Here is a 15536-nt window from a genome sequence, read left to right on the forward strand (position 1 = left end):
ACATTGAAGAAGATGTGCAGGGCGTAGATCATGAGTGAGGGGATAAGGATTGTGAGTAACCGGTCCGCTCCGGCAAAGCGTGCCGATGCGAGGAGTGTCAGCATCTCCCGCGAGCAAAGAGCACATGCTCCCACGATGAAGAGGGCCGCAAGGATGAACCAGGAGACCGCGGTGGAAAGAAACTGCTCGGTCGCCGGCTTGCCCTCTTCATTCCATATCCGCATATAGATCGGAAAGATAGCGAGATTCAGAGGCGTCATCACAGTGTCTTGAAGATATCCGGATACCCCATAAGCTGCGGAATAAAGACCCAGCTGATGATCACCAAGATAGCGCTGCACGATGATGCGGTCGCCTGAGTCCAATACGAGACTGGAAAGCTCATAGATGATGAGCGGTGCGCCAAAAAGGAGCGAATCGCGGATCAAAGTCCAGTCCATCGCTGAAAGACGGAACAACCCACGTCTCAAAAAGCTGATGAGCTGCGCCGCGACAATAGTGAACTCGCTTGCCAGAACACCGAGCAGCACTGGAAATGCATGGTGAAAGCCGACAAATGCGAGAATCACGAAGGCGGCGAGGGTGCTGACTTTGGTGGTGATCTCCACGATCGTATGAAGACGGCTCTTGCCTTCATTCCGGAGGAAGCTGAGCAGGATCGCCTGTAGAGTCCGAAAGAAGACGACCGCCGGCGCGACCATAAGGCACTGATACAGGATCTGGTCTCCGCGAAATACAGGTGTAAAGAACAGAAAGGCGTAGTACAGCAGCGAGACCAGAATCACAATGCAGGCGGGGCAGAGAAGCAGAGTTGTGTAAAGACGTCGCTGCTCCAGAACAGAGGATGCGCCGGCCTTAAAAAAACGTGCCGCTGAGTATTGAAGCCCGCACTTCGACAGGACAACCAGCACAAGAACGATCCGCAGCGTAAGAGACAGAACGCCGTATTCGCTGACCGAAAGCAATCGAGTCAGCAGAGGAAAGGTGATAAGCCCCAGCAGGATGAGCGATCCCCGGCCCATCAGGTAGTTGGCCATGTCCCGGAAGAGTGTAGACCGCGCATTCATTGTGCTGCCTCCTCGGGGAAGCAGCCTTTTCCGTGCGCAGCGGGGTTCTGGAGGACGGTAAACTGCGGAGTTTTGTAGAGCACGCGAAAAGCAGGGTCTTTCGGGGCATTCTCCAGAAGTGCAGCGTATGCCGTCCGGTATTCCGGGTTTGCATTGATGTGCGACCAGTCGTTATCGAGGATCAGGTATTCGTAGACCGGGTGGTGATATTGCGAAAGCCGGTGAGTCTGGTATAGGCAATCGCGATTTGCCAGAGACGGTAACAGATAGCGAGGGGCCGCGACCGAAGCCTGATCAGGAATTAGCTGGGCGACCTGGCGGGCTTCCTGTGTCCAGGGTTTGGAGCGCAGTTCGCTGGCCTGATCTTCTCCTGTTACAAAGATCAGGGTCGCGACACAAAGTGCGAGGCAGATTGCCGGGGCCACGGCGTTGCTCCTGATCCACAATCTCGAGACTCCTTTCAGAAGTCCGCGCGTGCGTGTACCGGCAAGCAGGGCGCTGGCGAAAAGCAGCACCGCCGGAATGACCGAATATTGGGCATAGATGATTGTCGTGATACATTTTCCTGCCCCGGCAGCGAGATTGATTCCGATAAACGGCAGCGAAGAAAGAACGAGCGCATTGCCGAACGAAAGGACCAGCGCCGTAGGCGTTAGCAGTTCCTTGAGGTACACAATATTGCCGCGGGGCAGCACCGTAGTTTGCGGACTGCTGCATACATGAGCCAACATCTGTTTCGGAGTTGCGCCCAGATGGCTGAAACATGCATCTGTGACAAATGACGAGCCATGCAGCGCATGTGGAAGCACGATGAAGTATGAGAAGTAAGCCCAGGCGATACCAGCGACGAAGGGAACGCTGATCCAGCGGATGGATTTTCGCTGGATCAGCGCAACGATTGAGAGGGCAACCGCAAAGATTGCGAGGTCCTCTCTTACGGCCAGAGTGAAGGTCAGTGCGACACAGAATGGTAGAAAGCGAGACTGCTGGAAAAAGTAAACCGCAAACAACAAGGGAAGCGCGACAAAGCTCAGCGGATAGAAGTCAAATGTGGACTGATAAAAGATGGTTGGCACCAAGAAAAACGCAAGTGACCAGAGCCGGGAAGTGCTTTCACTGCAGTATGTGCGGGCTATCTTGTAAATCGGATAACAGCAGGCAAGCATGGCAGCATTGCGTAGGACGAGCAGCGTTACAGGACTGGGAAAGAGCCCATAGAAGGGCACGAAGAGAAACATAAGGGGCGAGTTGTGCCCTGCAAAGTCCGTGGTTACCGGATAGGAATACAGCAGATCCTGCAGCAGGGAACCCCAGAAGAGATGACCGTGGAGGGTTGTATGCATGATCTGCGCGAAATAGGCGAGATCCTGCCCAACATACCCAAAGACGTAGAACTTGCGAATGGCAAGGCCCGTCAGCGTAATGAAGAGTATGGCAAGTGTTGCGAGTGGCCAGTATGTCTTTTGCTCTGCCCAGTCTCGAATACCTTCGGCCTCGCGGCGGCAGAAGTGATAAAGCGCAATCCAAAGTATGGTCAGTGTGATGAGCAACAGGGAAGAACGTAGGACTGGCGGGCGCACCCGAGCCGTATATTCAGGAAGAAACAGGAACAGTAGAGCAAATGCCATGGAGCACTTCGCTAACTCACGACGAAGTGTGCGTGAGCCGCTGCCATCGAGCATGGCTACCAGACACGAACTGGCTGAGAAAAAGGCAAAGGTTAGTGCGCACGTGATGGCAGTCCAGACAATACCCTGCCGCGCAAGTGGGCGGAAAAACGCCAGCCAGCTCCAGACGGCTATGGCGGAGGAGCCGAGAGCGATGGGCAGCCGGATGGCCCATCGCTCTGCGATGCTCTTCCCATGGTCCTGCTCGTATCGTGCTGAAACAGGCACAAGAGTCGCCATAATTCTTCGCCCTTTCCTGCTACTGTTGAACACTGACGTTTGCAAAGCTGACTGGCTGCGATGAAACATCCAGGGCGATAGCGCCAGAAGTAAGCGTGCTGTCGGACGCCGAAATGATAAGGCTGTTGTCGCGGTACACCATGATCTGGTTACCCGCGAACTGGAGGCGGAGGGTATGCCGCGCCGTATCCATAACGATCGTCGGCGATTGTGCAAGCAGCGTCAGCCCGGCAGAGTCGATTGACCAGCCTGTAGCGCGGAACAGCTTGATGACGTTGTCTGCCGGATATTGCCAGACCGCGTAGGACGCGCCAGTAGAGAGGTTCACACGGCCACGTATGCCCCCTGGATAGTTTGAGAGGTTAGTCAAAGTGACATCTGCAGAGAAGACGTAGTCGGTCCAGGAGGAGCTACCCGCATACTRCTGCGTGTGACCGCCTCCGTTGTAATTGAAAGAATTGTTCGATACTGTCCAGTTTGAAGCGAGACCAAGTGGAGAAGCGGTCCATTGCGACGAGCCCGTACTGAAGTTATCGCTGAATAGCTTCGTCCCAAGATGAAGCGAGACTGGGAGCGTGAATGAGTTAGTCGCATTGCTTGAACTGACAGTGACGTTCGCCATTACCGTTCCCGCAGCGAGCGCGGCGCTGGACGGTGTTAGCGTCAACGTGCCCGGCGCACCCGAAGAAGCCGGCGACGGGGTGAGCCAGGAGCTGTTGCTGGTTGCGGTCCACGGCATACCGCCTGTCCCAGTGTTCTGCACTGAGACGGTAGCTGGCGGCGGTGATGAGCCGGTAGGACTGAAGAGATATAGGCTGGAAGGCGTGACGCTGATGACTGCCGTTGGCTGTGAGCTGACGCTGAAGGTCACCGGAATCTGAATCGACGCGCCGGCAGATGGACTCAGCGTAAGTGTGGCTGAATAACTCCCAGCCGCCAGGCTTGCTGCGCTCGCCGTGACCGCAATGGATGCAGGAGTGGAGGCTCCTTGCGTTGGCGAGCTGGTAAGCCAGGCCGCGTTAGAAGAGGCCGTCCAGGAAACGCTGCTCGGGGATGAGGTAAGCGTTACCGTCTGAGCGGCTGCCGTGGCGCCCGGCAAGGCGCTGAAGGCTAAGGATGTAGGCGAGGCGCTTGCCGTGGTTTGTGGAGCAACGGAATTCGTGATCGAGACGTTGCTATAAGTGACAATCTGGTTCGACGGATCCAGGGCTATGAGCCCAGAGGTATAAGTCGAGTCTGTGGACGAGAAGAGCTTCGTCCCGTCGTAATAGACCGATATCGTACTTCCAAGGAACGATAGCTTGTACGTGTGGGCGCTGGTGTCAAAGGAAAGCTGGTTGTAGCTTCCGATCAAAGTGTACCCGCTGTCGATGCTCCAGTTGACCACTCTGTAGAGATTGATCGTGTGGTCCGGTGGATAGCACCAGAGAGCATACCCGGATCCATTGGCTGGGTTAACGCGGCCCCTGATGCCGCCAGGATAATTGGAGGCCGGCAGCGTCATCGTTACGGAGAGGTCGTAGTCCGTCCATCCGRCATTGCCGGCATAGAGCGGAGCTTCGCCGCCGCCGTTATAGCGAAGAGCGCTGCCGGTTGATGACCATCCGGAAAGGCCGCCGAGAGGCGAGATCGTCCACCCACTAAGGCTTGATGTGGATATGACGATGGGCGGTGTGAGCACCTGGAATGTAACAGGAACAGATACGGACAGCACAGGATTGGTTGAGCTGACGGTAACCGTTCCACTGTAGGTGCCAGGCGATAGTGAGCCTGCAACGACTGAGACATTCAGTGTGCCGGGCGTGCCGCCGGTGGTCGGAGAGACGCTAAGCCAGGAAGCATTGCCCGAAGCGGTCCAGGTGACATTGGTACCGCTTGGATTCGTGATGGAGAGTTGTTGTGTTGTAGCCGTTGTGGTGTTGGTATTCTGGCTGAAGGACAACGAGGTCGGACTAGCGACCAGTGATGCATTGCTCGGATTAACACTAAGTGAGACTGCAACCGTCTTTGGGCTGCCCGCCGCCGTAGCTGAAGTGAAGGTGATAGTGGCACTGTAGGAACCGGCAGCCAGGCTGGAGCTATTGACGGATACCGTCACGGTGTTACTGCCCGCCGTGCCGCTCGCAGGGCTTACGCTCAACCAGGATGCATTGTCCGAAACCGTCCAGTTATAGGTGCCGGAGCCGATGTTTGAGATCGTGACGGTCTGCGATGCAGGCGACGACCCGGAAGGAGTCGCAAAGCTCAACGTGACCGGTGTGACCTGCATCGTCGCAGGCTGCGTGTTCGTGTAACTGTACGTACCACCGTTGCTGAAACCAGGAACGGCGAGAAGCGTTCCCTCGTCGTCTCCGTAGAAGACGTATGCTTTGGTTGGAATGAGGTGGCCATCGGCGTCGGTTGCGGAGCCAGTGAACTTCAGTGTAATGGACGAAGCGGTGACCGTTCCGCTGGTAAGCAGCGAGTGATTACGGGCACGAAGATAGTCACCCATGCCATCCATGTACTGGTGAATTCCTTTATTCGTTTTGAACCAGGTCGAAAGTTGAGAAATGAAACTCTGGCGGTTTGCCGTTGTCGTATATTCGAGATTGTTGCCGTCGTGGGTGTAGATCTGAACCGGCATCATGCCTGACCAGAAGTGCCACATGTAGTACTCCCATTGATTCAGGCTCTGGGCGACGGTATAGCCATTCTGTGAGCTTGGCCAGACGGCGTCAGGACGACTGAAACGGCCGCCGGATTGTCCTACCTGGGACGCGAAAGCAAAGAAGGTCTGTGCGGGCTTTCCGGCGACGCTGTGCACCACCATGTCATCTGCATAGAAGAAGGGAAATGTTTCTTCATAATCCACTGAATAGACCGGGGGTTGTTCGTAGATGCGGAACGGTCCATAGGGAATTCTCTGGGCCGTTGTCTTCGGAAAATTGAAGTAGTAGGTGCCAGGATTTTGGGGTGTTGTGATGTAGCGGATTCCGAGGCTATTCCACATCTCGTATCCGGCGTTGTCCGTGACATCCCAGTAGTGGCCTACCATCGCACGGCCAAAGGTGGGAAAGGTGTCCGTCCCGCCCTGCCCGAGCTTCCATTGCAGAGTCGAGGTTACATTCGATTGCCACTGTGCGTCGGTATTCGCAATACTCAGATTCCAGTAAAGATCCCCCCCCGAACCATAGTTCAGACCATGCGGAGTCGCATGCAGAAATCCGGAGTTGACGGCGCTGATCAACTGGGCACGCTCGCCACCGGGTGTGGACAGCGACGAGAGCTGCATGTTCAGTTGCGGGAGCCAGGGACCGCCTGTGCCATCGGAAGCGACGGTGCCGGTAAGAGTTGTGTTCCACATATCCGGAATGCGAGACATGACACCGGGTTCATTGTCGTCCAGCTGAATCGCCGCAAGGCGCGGATATCCGCGAAGCACGAAGGGCTTGCGAGCTGCCCATACCAGGCTGCGCCAGAATAGATCGTCGACACCTTCGACAAACCCGAAGCGGTCGGCGTGCAGGTAGTCATAGGTGGTGAAATCGACGATGCGCCCCTGGCCGTAGGTGCTGACCAGAATCAGAGGATCGGTTCCGAGTTGAGCCACGACCGTCCCGGTACCGCCGGTGAGAATCGTGGCATTGGAAGCAATCGTTGTTGATCCGTTGCCGTGGTAGTTGTAGGTGATGTCGCCAGCCGGGTCGCCGAGCCAGTGACGCTGGAGTGCTGCAATGTAGTGCGGCGTGGATCCACCCACCTGGACCGCCGCGGGAACGGTAATGCTTGTCTGCGCGTCACCTAACGTGGCGCCGGTAGCATGAAACATCGTCATCATATGGTTCTGCGTGCCGATCGCCTGATCGCTGTCAAGGTTCACGAACCCTGTACCGTTTGCGACCGCGGTCAGAATTGCGTTCTGCCACGCGGCACTCGGCTTCAAACCGTTATGGCCCGCAATAATCAACTGCGATGCGGTCAGATCGGTAGCCGAGGTCTGACTGATATCGACAACTTTATATGGAACCTGCAAATGGACGAGATATCTCTCGGGGCCCATTTGATAGGATCCCGGGCTTGTGCTGCTGGTGCTATAGCCGGAGGGAACAGAGGAATTCACCAGCACGACGACCGTAAGATCCTGGCTCTGCGCCACAGCATGGGATATCGAAAACAGAGCAAAAGCAAAGACCAATCCACAGAGTATGAGCAGGCGACGATGACGGAAGACCCAAACATTTGACGTGTTCATGGCAGTTCCCTTATTTCGAGTGGTCGTGACATTCGACAGCTTGCTGCGGAAATTCAGCGATATCCGTAGCCGTATTCACTGGAGAGTGAAACGTTGTTATAGATCACGAAATTCAGCCGTTCGCCAAGGTGTTCTACAGTGCGTTCCACCATCGCCCGTGGCGTACCGCGCTCACGAACGACCAGCAGCACAAGGTCGGCGCGGGGCAAGATCTCTTCAACATCGGATACCGCCAGAACAGGTGGGCCATCCATGATGACCCACGAAAATGTCTGGCGCGCCCAGCCGAGCAGGTCCTGCAGCGCCTGAGACCGCAGCAGATCTACCGGCTTCGAGGCCGGCTTATTCAGGCCTAAATAGAACAACGGAGCATCACTGAGTCTGCGTATCGCGGACAAGGCGGTGGTCTCTCCCGTAAGAACATCGACCAGGCCGGACGGCTGCGGCGTCGGAATATGGCGGTTTTGGCTTGGCCGGCGCAGGTCGAGTTCAAGCAGCAACGTGTTGTTGCCGGCCTCGGCCAATGCCCACGCGAGGTTGTAGGCATTCAGGCTTTTCCCGTCTGAGACACCTGGGCTCGTGATTAGCACTGCCCCGCCTGATGGACGGATATTGGAAAGGCGGTGTTGCATCAATCGAAACTGCTCTGAAGCAATCCCGTTAGCGTCGGTTTCGAACACAGAGACTTCGCGTGCCTGGCCATTACAGCTGGTGTCAATGCGTTTTACCCCGTCAAGCCCGGATGCGGCGTCGAAGGGCGGTTCTGTATGGCGCGCGGAGTCATGATCAGAGTCTGATGTTTGAAGTCGTGAGCTCTGGCTACGCAGATCAGTTTTAGGTTGAAGAGAAAGAGAGATCACCTTATTGGCCCCCTAATAAATAGCGTTGCGGAGCAAGTGTGCGGGACATGCCGCGTGCTTGTTCCATGCTCGGTGTGATACCAAGAAGTGGAATGCCGGGCAGGCAGTCCCGTAACTCGAGCTCCGACTTTACGGTGCTGTCCATCATTTCGCTGACAAATGCTGCGCCGATGCCGGCGATTAAGGCCAAAAAGAAGGCTCCAATAAAAAGGGGCATACGTTTCGGGCCGGCGGGCGCGTCAGGAATGCGGGCGTAGTCCAGCATGGTGAAACTGCCGCCCTGTTGCTGATGTTCCAACTGCGCTGCCATCTGGGCGGAGTAGTTCTTCTCAAGCAGGGAACGGTAGTGTTCACGTGCCGTATCGTAATCGCGCAGAAGCTGCGAGACCTCCTGCTCACGAACGGGTTCAGAATCGACCCTCGACTGATAGCGATTGATCGCCATCTGGATATTCTGTTGTTCGTTCGCCAAGCGGGCACGGTCCCGGCGGATCAGTTGCAATTGCGGATTTGAGGCTGGCTGCGGGTCAGAGGAAATCGCAGTCGGATCCATGTCGGGAGTTGCGGCAATCCTCTCGTTAAGGGCCTGTACTTCAGCCTGTTTCTGTACTACATCGGGAAAGCTGTCGGTATAGTGCTTCCGCATCTCAGAGAGCTCCGCTTGAGCGGTCTGTCTCTCGCTGATAAGTCTTTGCCGTGCGCTGGGTGCTATGCCCTGCGAACGCAATGTTGTCTCAGGCGCCATGGTGGAGGCAAGGAGCGCTTCATGGTCAAGACGGCTCTGCGCTTCGGTGTTCGATTGAAGTTCCACCTGAAGACGGGAGAGCGTCTGCATGTTTGCCTGTAACTGATCCGGCAGCTCGCCAAGGTGTCTCATCTTGTACACCCTGAGCCGTTCTTCCAGGCTGTCGAGTTGGCTTTTCGTCGTGCTGAGCTCGTTGGCAAGGAATGCAGTCGTCCCTTGAGCCTCCTGCTCACGATCATGTAGGTTCCAGGTGATGAACGAATCCGCGAGCTTGTTGGCAACCGCGGCGACTTCCTGGGCTGAGTCTCCGGTATAGCTTAACGTAAAGGCGCTCAAACCATCGGAGTTATGCTTCAACTGTATGCCAATGTTCTTCCGCATGCGCTCGATGAGTTCTTCCCGAGTGACCTTTCCGCGCAACTGGGGAAAGAGGCCGAAGTCTTCCAGAATCCTTTCGAGCCTTGAGGAACTGAGAATCTGCTGGCTCAAAGTATTCAGGCGTTCGCTTGCACCCATCGAAACGGCGCTGCTGACATACTTGTCCGAGACCCGCTGAGGGTTTACCAGGATCTGAGTTTGTGCCATGTACACATCCGGCATCTGCTCGATATACACCGCCGATCCCGCAAAGACAACGGCAAGGACGATGAGAGTCAGTCGTAAGTGGTATTTCAGCGCACTGAACAACATCGAGATGCGCTCGGAAATGGGAATATGCTCATCTGCCATGGGAACCTCCATGCTGCCTCGACCAGGTGAATGTTACGAAAAAGACCGTTCTGGCCAAATCGACCGAAGAGACGGTGCGTTGAAAATGACGTGCTGTAAATGACCATTCCGCCCATTGCGAAAGAGGACGGTGGTACTCGCCCGACAGGAAATAACCATTGATGTCGGAGCTTGTATCCGTCAAAGCTCCGCCATGGTAGCTGCTATAACCACCGTTGAATGCAGCCGTGAACCGTCTGGGATTGCCAACCTGCACTCCGCCATAGACTGAGGTCTCCCAAAGGGACCCTGCGACGGCACCATTGCCGCGTTTACGGCTTGTACCGATGTAGGCCCGGTTTCCTCGAGCGTTCTGCGCTGAAACGGCAAACTCGTATTGATAATTGCCGGTGCATTCTGCAGAACCGAAAACCGGACCACCTGAGCCTTCGACCCGCATCGCTGCGGTCATCTGGTACGTGGAGAAGGCTCCAAGCGCGGCGGTTACGCAGGTACCCGCTCCGAAGTTCTGTTGTGCAGCATCGCCTCGAACCCCGATGAGCAGGCGGCGACTCCACAATTCGCGATAAGCCGCATTTATCTCGTATTGCCGGGTGGAGGGGGCAGCCCCAAGGAAATTATGGAAGCCTGCGCTTGCGCCGAAAGATAGCGCACTTACTTCTGAAGTTTCGTGGTCGACAAGAAATGTTACGTATTGCTGAAGCGTGTCGCCGGTGATGAGTCCCGTTTGTACGCCGTTATTGTTGATTGCTGAATTTACATTAGCAAGACTGACGCTGCTTCCCGCGCGCGCCGCATCTGCGCCGTATGCATTTGCAGCGTTCAGACCCCATACGGTACGGGGGCTGGTGATCTCAGTCATGCCGATGGTTGTCCAGTGATACTGTTGCATTTTGATATCACTTGCCGGGAACTGAAGTACGGTGGCGTCGTGCGTAAGATAGCTGGAGAAGCGGTGTCCCACCGAACTGATGCCGACGTGGCCCTGTAATCCAAGGGTGTTGGACTTCAGGTCCGGTGCGTTGTTTATGGCAGTATCCCGGCCATACGAGAGCGACGCTTCGAGATCAAAATAAGGCCGTTCTTCGCGTGGCATCGCTGCGTCTACCCACGTCGGACGGATCTCTTGTTGTGTTGAGGATTGGCCATTGTCTACCCGTACGGGGTCCTGAGCCTGGGAAGACGTTTGTGTGTGCGCAGCTTGAGCAACTACACCGGCCGGGGCAGTAAGGCAGATAAGACAGAGCAAGGAAACAGGGTTGAGTACTTTCACGGGATCACCACTGTGTCGCCGGGATTGAGCTGCAGATTGTGATTCGTATCGGAACCTTGAATCAGAGACTTGTAATTCATCCAGATCCCGCTGGCTCTCAGATCCTTTTCTTTCCAGACCTGGATGTTGAGGACGTCTCCGCTTCCAATCGTGTACTGGGGCGTGGCAACGGCAGGGGTAGCGCGAGGGTCTGCTTTCGGCACACTCGGAGCGTTGGTCTTGCCTGCATCTGCCACGCGCTGTTGTCCGTAGCAATTTCCAGCGCAGAGAAGAGCCGAGCATGCTAGCGAGAACCAAATGGTATGAGACCTGGGCTTCATAATGGCCATCCTTCCGATGCTTGAGGAAGCAATCAAAAAGCCAAATCTGCCCTCTATTTGAGGGCGTTTCTGGCGAATATCAGGATTTGCGGAAGGATGCCTTTGGAAATGTTTGCAGGATCTTGCATACTTTCGGCTGCGCAGCTTTGGCTGTGATTGTCATCCGGTACACCTCGATCGTTTGCCGCGCGATCTGATCCCAGCCAACGTACCTGCGATGGTTATTTGCTGCTCCCATGAGAAGGTCGAGATAGATGTTTCTGCCTGCCTCCGCTCGTGGCTGTCGATGTAGGTTTGTGATGCCGTCAACCGCTTCTTCGAGTGCAGAGGAAAGCGCTGCAACGTCTCCCGGAGGCACCAGCAGAGCGTTCTGGTTTGGTTCCAGATACTCCCGGAATGGCGGCAGGTCGGAGGCGATAATTGGCTTCCGGTAGCACAAGCCTGTCAGCAAAGCGCCGCTGGTCGTTATCGATCGATAGGGATACACCAGCAGGTCGGCAGCCTGGTAGTAGGAGGGCAGTCGGCTTGTGGGGATGTAGTGAATGTCAGCCCGCACGGTGTCCGGGAGGGAAGCGGCTGCTGCTTGAACCTCGGCCTCAACGTCTGAGGAACCCGTTCCTGCGATGACCAGCAGGGGCATAACCATCGATCGATTTTTCCATCGAGGCACGTTGGCCGTCCACGCCTGGAGCAGCAGGTCTAATCCTTTATAGGACGCCATGACGCCCTGCCAGAGAACAATCGGGCGGTCTTGAGGAAGGTTCAGCGTTGCACGGGCGTCGCTGGGACTCCTATGATCTGCGGATTCAAAGAGGGGCCCATGCGGTATGACAGAGATGAAGATGGAAGGTATGTCGAATCGAGCCCCCAGGGCATCTGCGATATCCCGCGAGTGACAGATCAGGTGATCCACACTGCGATAGAGGCGGCCGAAGATGTTTTCCAGGCGATTCCCAGTGTCGTGCGGAAGCAGGTTATGAACGGTGTGCACAACCGGGATGTGGCATCTCCGGGCGGCTCCGAGCAGCTCAAAGTCGCTACCGATGTTGTGGTTTAACAGAGGGAGCTGCTGCAGGTGGATAATGTCGGGGCGCTTTGAGGGAGTACTCTCCAGTGTTCTTGCGAGTGCAATGGAATTCGAGATGGCAGCTGCGCAGCGCATGACACGCCGCAGTGATGATGGCCAGCCATTTGCCAGATTGTCGAAATGAAAAGGACCCGGATCAGGAGAGAGACTCACCTGGGAAAAATACTCAGGCTCACGAGAGACGCTGGCACTCAGCAGCCGCAGGGAGACATTCGCTGAAGCAAGGGCGCGGGCTAGCGAGGCTGTATACCAGGGGGTAAAACACAACGGATCACTCAGCCATACACGCAAGGATGAGCCCTCCGGTTGCGTGCCTCCTGTCGCCTTATGCGATGTTGCGATCGGTACCACGCCCATAATATGCGCCTGCTTTCTCCGAAGGGCTAGTTCTCACCAGGAGATGACGCTTTGCCATCGCTTCCTTGTACGTCATGAGATAGCCGTCGAGCATGACCGAAACGTCGAAACACGCGGCAGCCTTTTCTGCCGCGCGAGCCGCCAATTCTTGTTGCTTCTCCGGTGAAGAAAGCAGCCTCAGAATGGCGTCTGCCAGCATATCCGGATTATTGGGCGGTACAAGCAGGCCTGCCTTGCCGTCTTCCAGCAAACGAGGAATTTCGCCGACTGCCGAGGCTATGATGGGTTTTTCAGAAGCCATCGCCTCCAGTACTGCCAGAGGCATCGCTTCGATTCTCGATGGCTGGATGACAAGTGTGCAACGCGACAAAAAACGAGCGGTGTCGTCACAGAACCCAGGTAGGTGAAGAGCGTGAGAGACGCAGAGCTCGGCCGCTAACGCGAGAATGCGCTCCCGTTCGGGACCTTCTCCCGCAACGACGCACTGCAGTTCGGGATAGGCCGCCAATAGTTTGGGAAGGGCCCAAACCAGAACATCGACCCCCTTTTCTTTCGAAAGTCTCGAAAGGCAACCGAGAATAATACGCCCAGACCGGTTGGGCGTTTGCGATGCGGCCTTGTATGTAGCGACCTCAATGCCATTGGGGATCTGCCGTATGCGCCGCCCGGGCACACCGGCACGTCGCAGATTCGACAGGACTCCGTGCGATACGGCTGCCACACGGTCAAAGTGACGGAGGAGAAACCGGTCGAGCGTAGCGTATTGCCGAAGGGATGCGGTCCGGTTGGTCCAGTTGTGACAGGTTGCAACAAGCGCGCAGCCTGCGAGACGGGCAGCCACCAGCCCATAGATATTCGCTTTATAGCCATGGGTGTGCAGCACTTCGATATGGTTCATCCGGAGCCATCTGGCCAGAAGCACAATGGTCCTAAGGCTCCACCTTCCTTTGCAGGCGAGATTGAGTACCGGCAGATTCTGACGTTCAGCCTCCTGGACAAAACGCGAACAGGATGCACTTGAGCCATTGAAGACGCCGATATAGACCTCAGCTCCGGCGCGTTGAAGAGCGGCCGAGAGGAGGCAGATCATTCTTTCCGTGCCGTAGAAGCCGGAACTTGAGACAAGTTGAAGAACCCGCATACACTACACCCCACATCGTTCAGCCTGGCATCGCACGGAAGAGGGAAGACCAGATTTGTTGATAGCCCCTGTCTCCGATCATGCGTTTAGCAAGTTGACGAAACCGATACATACCGCGAAGCCGGCTGACAGCGAAAAGATCGCCTTCAAGGTAGGCGGCAATTGTGCGGAGTGAGGTCTTACGGCGTACCGCAAATCTTCCAATAACCGCAGGAAGCCGTATGCTGTTCTCGACCGTAGCTGTACGGTACATGCCAGGCTCCGAGGTATAGACTTCTTCGTATCCCGCCACGGCGCAGGCACGAATCACAGTGTCATTCCAACGCCCGCCAGGCATTGAAATCGATGTGACAGCCTGGCCGATCTTGGCTTCGAGGGTCAGTCTGGAACTGCGAACCTCCTGTTCTAACTGGGAGGGGTTGCAGGCCGATAAAAAGATGTGAGTGGCACCGTGGGAGCCGATCCGATGCCCCTGGTCGGCGATCGACCGTACATCGTTCCAAGTGACATATCCGTGCTTCGATCCCACCCAGGCCGTAGGAATGAAGAAATGTCCCTGTGCGCCGAGCTCATTCAGAATGGGAACCGCCCATCGCATATGCGACACATGGCCGTCGTCAAACGTAATATACGCCGATTGTTTGACCGGTTCAGCTTCATGGGCGGCAGCCCACATATGGCTCATGAAGGTATCCGGAGAGATGCAATAGACATCCGCCGAATTCTGGTCGTCGATCTCGTGATAGGCCAGGACGTGCGGAACGATGGTGGATGAAAGGTTCATAGGGAACTGTCTTCTGTGCCTTGATGGAGCATCTGTGTCTTTGTCGGCACAGGGATCTGGCTCCGTTTGGCACGCTGGATTACCTCAGAGATGAGGAACAGACATCCGGAAATCAAAAGAAGTGAGATCACCGGGCGGCCAAGCAATAGGTGATCGATTGCTTGGAGAATGGCCTCGATGGAGATCATGGAGATATGCATAGTGGGACACCTACCGTGCGAAAGCGGGCCTGAGCGCCTCTTCCGTCCCTTTCGGCGCTAAGGTCTCGACCTGCTGCTGCAACGGGATATCTTTCATGAGTTCGTCGCATGTAGCCTGGGCGATGGACGTCATCGCGTTATTGTTGAGCGTGTCATTCAGTATCTGAGAGGTATTGGCAACATAGACGCCGGCGACCGGCGTCCGTGCCGGAGGCAGAATCTCGGAATACCCTAGCGTCGGCACGGGTTGAACGACCCGCTCGCGGAAGACAAAACGATGCTCAATGTCCGCTTCCGTAAGGTCGGGGTGCATCCGCGAAAGATCGGTCCAGACGTGCTGCCAGACTGCATCGTCGGAGGCCTCGAATAAGGTATCGTCGGGAGCAGCGTAGCGGGGCAGATACACGAGATGGCGGTTGTTGGTCTCCTGCGCGGGATCGATCAGGTTCGTCATTTCGATGACGCCCGTGAAGCCGATCTTTTCTGTCACGTTCGTTACATAGAACGGGCTCAGACGCCTTTTCAAAACCAGAACAACGCAGATAATCCCGAGGTACATTACCTGCCCCAGGCGGGCTTTGTAAGCGGCATCGTCCGTGTCGAGCAAATCGGCGATGACTCTGTTCGGCGCGGTTAGAATGGCGCCGTCAAAGTACATATCTTTATGGCAGGCTTTGACGCGGATATGTCCTTCCTGCGTAGGGTTATTCGAGGAGATACACCGGATCTTCACTCCGGTGTTGGTCGAGCCTCCAAGTGACACAACGACCTGCTGCAGTCTGTGAAAAACAGTGCTATATCCCCCGCGAACATAGCCGAGCTGCTCCTGTTG

Annotated in this window: 11 protein-coding genes; all 11 read right to left on the reverse strand. The window is 55.9% G+C overall.

Going from position 1 to position 15536, the window contains the following annotated elements; translation table 11 throughout:
* A partial coding sequence (locus AB4043_RS02990) for a lipopolysaccharide biosynthesis protein (RefSeq protein ID WP_442306478.1) occupies positions 1-1067 on the reverse strand: 1067 nt, incomplete at its 3' end.
* Positions 1064-2974: a DUF2079 domain-containing protein gene (locus tag AB4043_RS02995; protein WP_442299046.1), complete on the reverse strand. Its 1911-nt coding sequence runs from the start codon at positions 2972-2974 to the stop codon at positions 1064-1066. The genes AB4043_RS02990 and AB4043_RS02995, both read right to left, overlap by 4 nt.
* A 19-nt stretch (positions 2975-2993) precedes the next feature.
* Positions 2994-7208 (reverse strand): BACON domain-containing protein, encoded by a 4215-nt coding sequence (locus AB4043_RS03000; protein WP_442306479.1) that lies wholly within the window; start codon positions 7206-7208, stop codon positions 2994-2996.
* A 53-nt stretch (positions 7209-7261) separates the two neighbouring features.
* Positions 7262-7840, reverse strand: a complete 579-nt coding sequence (locus AB4043_RS03005; protein ID WP_442299048.1) for a tyrosine-protein kinase family protein — start codon at positions 7838-7840, stop codon at positions 7262-7264.
* A 229-nt stretch (positions 7841-8069) separates the two neighbouring features.
* Positions 8070-9542 (reverse strand): GumC family protein, encoded by a 1473-nt coding sequence (locus AB4043_RS03010; RefSeq protein WP_442299049.1) that lies wholly within the window; start codon positions 9540-9542, stop codon positions 8070-8072.
* A complete protein-coding gene (locus tag AB4043_RS03015; protein ID WP_442299050.1) occupies positions 9532-10638 on the reverse strand; it encodes a hypothetical protein in 1107 nt (368 codons plus the stop codon). The genes AB4043_RS03010 and AB4043_RS03015 overlap by 11 nt, the downstream gene beginning before the upstream one ends.
* A 173-nt stretch (positions 10639-10811) precedes the next feature.
* Positions 10812-11051 carry a hypothetical protein gene (locus tag AB4043_RS03020; RefSeq protein ID WP_442306480.1) on the reverse strand — a complete coding sequence of 80 codons (240 nt, stop codon included), beginning with the start codon at positions 11049-11051 and terminating at the stop codon, positions 10812-10814.
* Between the two features lie 163 nt (positions 11052-11214).
* Positions 11215-12579 (reverse strand): glycosyltransferase family 4 protein, encoded by a 1365-nt coding sequence (locus AB4043_RS03025; RefSeq protein ID WP_442299052.1) that lies wholly within the window; start codon positions 12577-12579, stop codon positions 11215-11217.
* On the reverse strand, positions 12548-13669 hold the full coding sequence (locus tag AB4043_RS03030; RefSeq protein ID WP_442299053.1) for a glycosyltransferase family 4 protein: 1122 nt from the start codon (positions 13667-13669) through the stop codon (positions 12548-12550). The genes AB4043_RS03025 and AB4043_RS03030 overlap by 32 nt, the downstream gene beginning before the upstream one ends.
* Before the next feature lie 70 nt (positions 13670-13739).
* Complete coding sequence (locus tag AB4043_RS03035) at positions 13740-14504, reverse strand: polysaccharide deacetylase family protein (protein WP_442299054.1); 765 nt, start codon at positions 14502-14504, stop codon at positions 13740-13742.
* 210 nt (positions 14505-14714) lie between these two features.
* A partial coding sequence (locus AB4043_RS03040; protein ID WP_442306481.1) for an FAD-dependent oxidoreductase occupies positions 14715-15536 on the reverse strand: 822 nt, incomplete at its 5' end.

Origin of the sequence: Terriglobus sp. YAF25 (assembly GCF_052113305.1) — a bacterium.
Classification (GTDB): Bacteria; Acidobacteriota; Terriglobia; order Terriglobales; family Acidobacteriaceae; genus Terriglobus.

Excerpts from the sequence above, each read along its gene's own strand:
- AB4043_RS02995 (WP_442299046.1), bottom strand. The coding sequence starts at position 2,974 with ATGGCGACTCTTGTGCCTGTTTCAGCACGATACGAGCAGGACCATGGG.
- AB4043_RS03005 (WP_442299048.1), bottom strand. The coding sequence starts at position 7,840 with ATGCAACACCGCCTTTCCAATATCCGTCCATCAGGCGGGGCAGTGCTA.
- AB4043_RS03010 (WP_442299049.1), bottom strand. The coding sequence starts at position 9,542 with ATGGCAGATGAGCATATTCCCATTTCCGAGCGCATCTCGATGTTGTTC.
- AB4043_RS03015 (WP_442299050.1), bottom strand. The coding sequence starts at position 10,638 with ATGCCACGCGAAGAACGGCCTTATTTTGATCTCGAAGCGTCGCTCTCG.
- AB4043_RS03025 (WP_442299052.1), bottom strand. The coding sequence starts at position 12,579 with ATGGGCGTGGTACCGATCGCAACATCGCATAAGGCGACAGGAGGCACG.
- AB4043_RS03030 (WP_442299053.1), bottom strand. The coding sequence starts at position 13,669 with ATGATCTGCCTCCTCTCGGCCGCTCTTCAACGCGCCGGAGCTGAGGTC.
- AB4043_RS03035 (WP_442299054.1), bottom strand. The coding sequence starts at position 14,504 with ATGAACCTTTCATCCACCATCGTTCCGCACGTCCTGGCCTATCACGAG.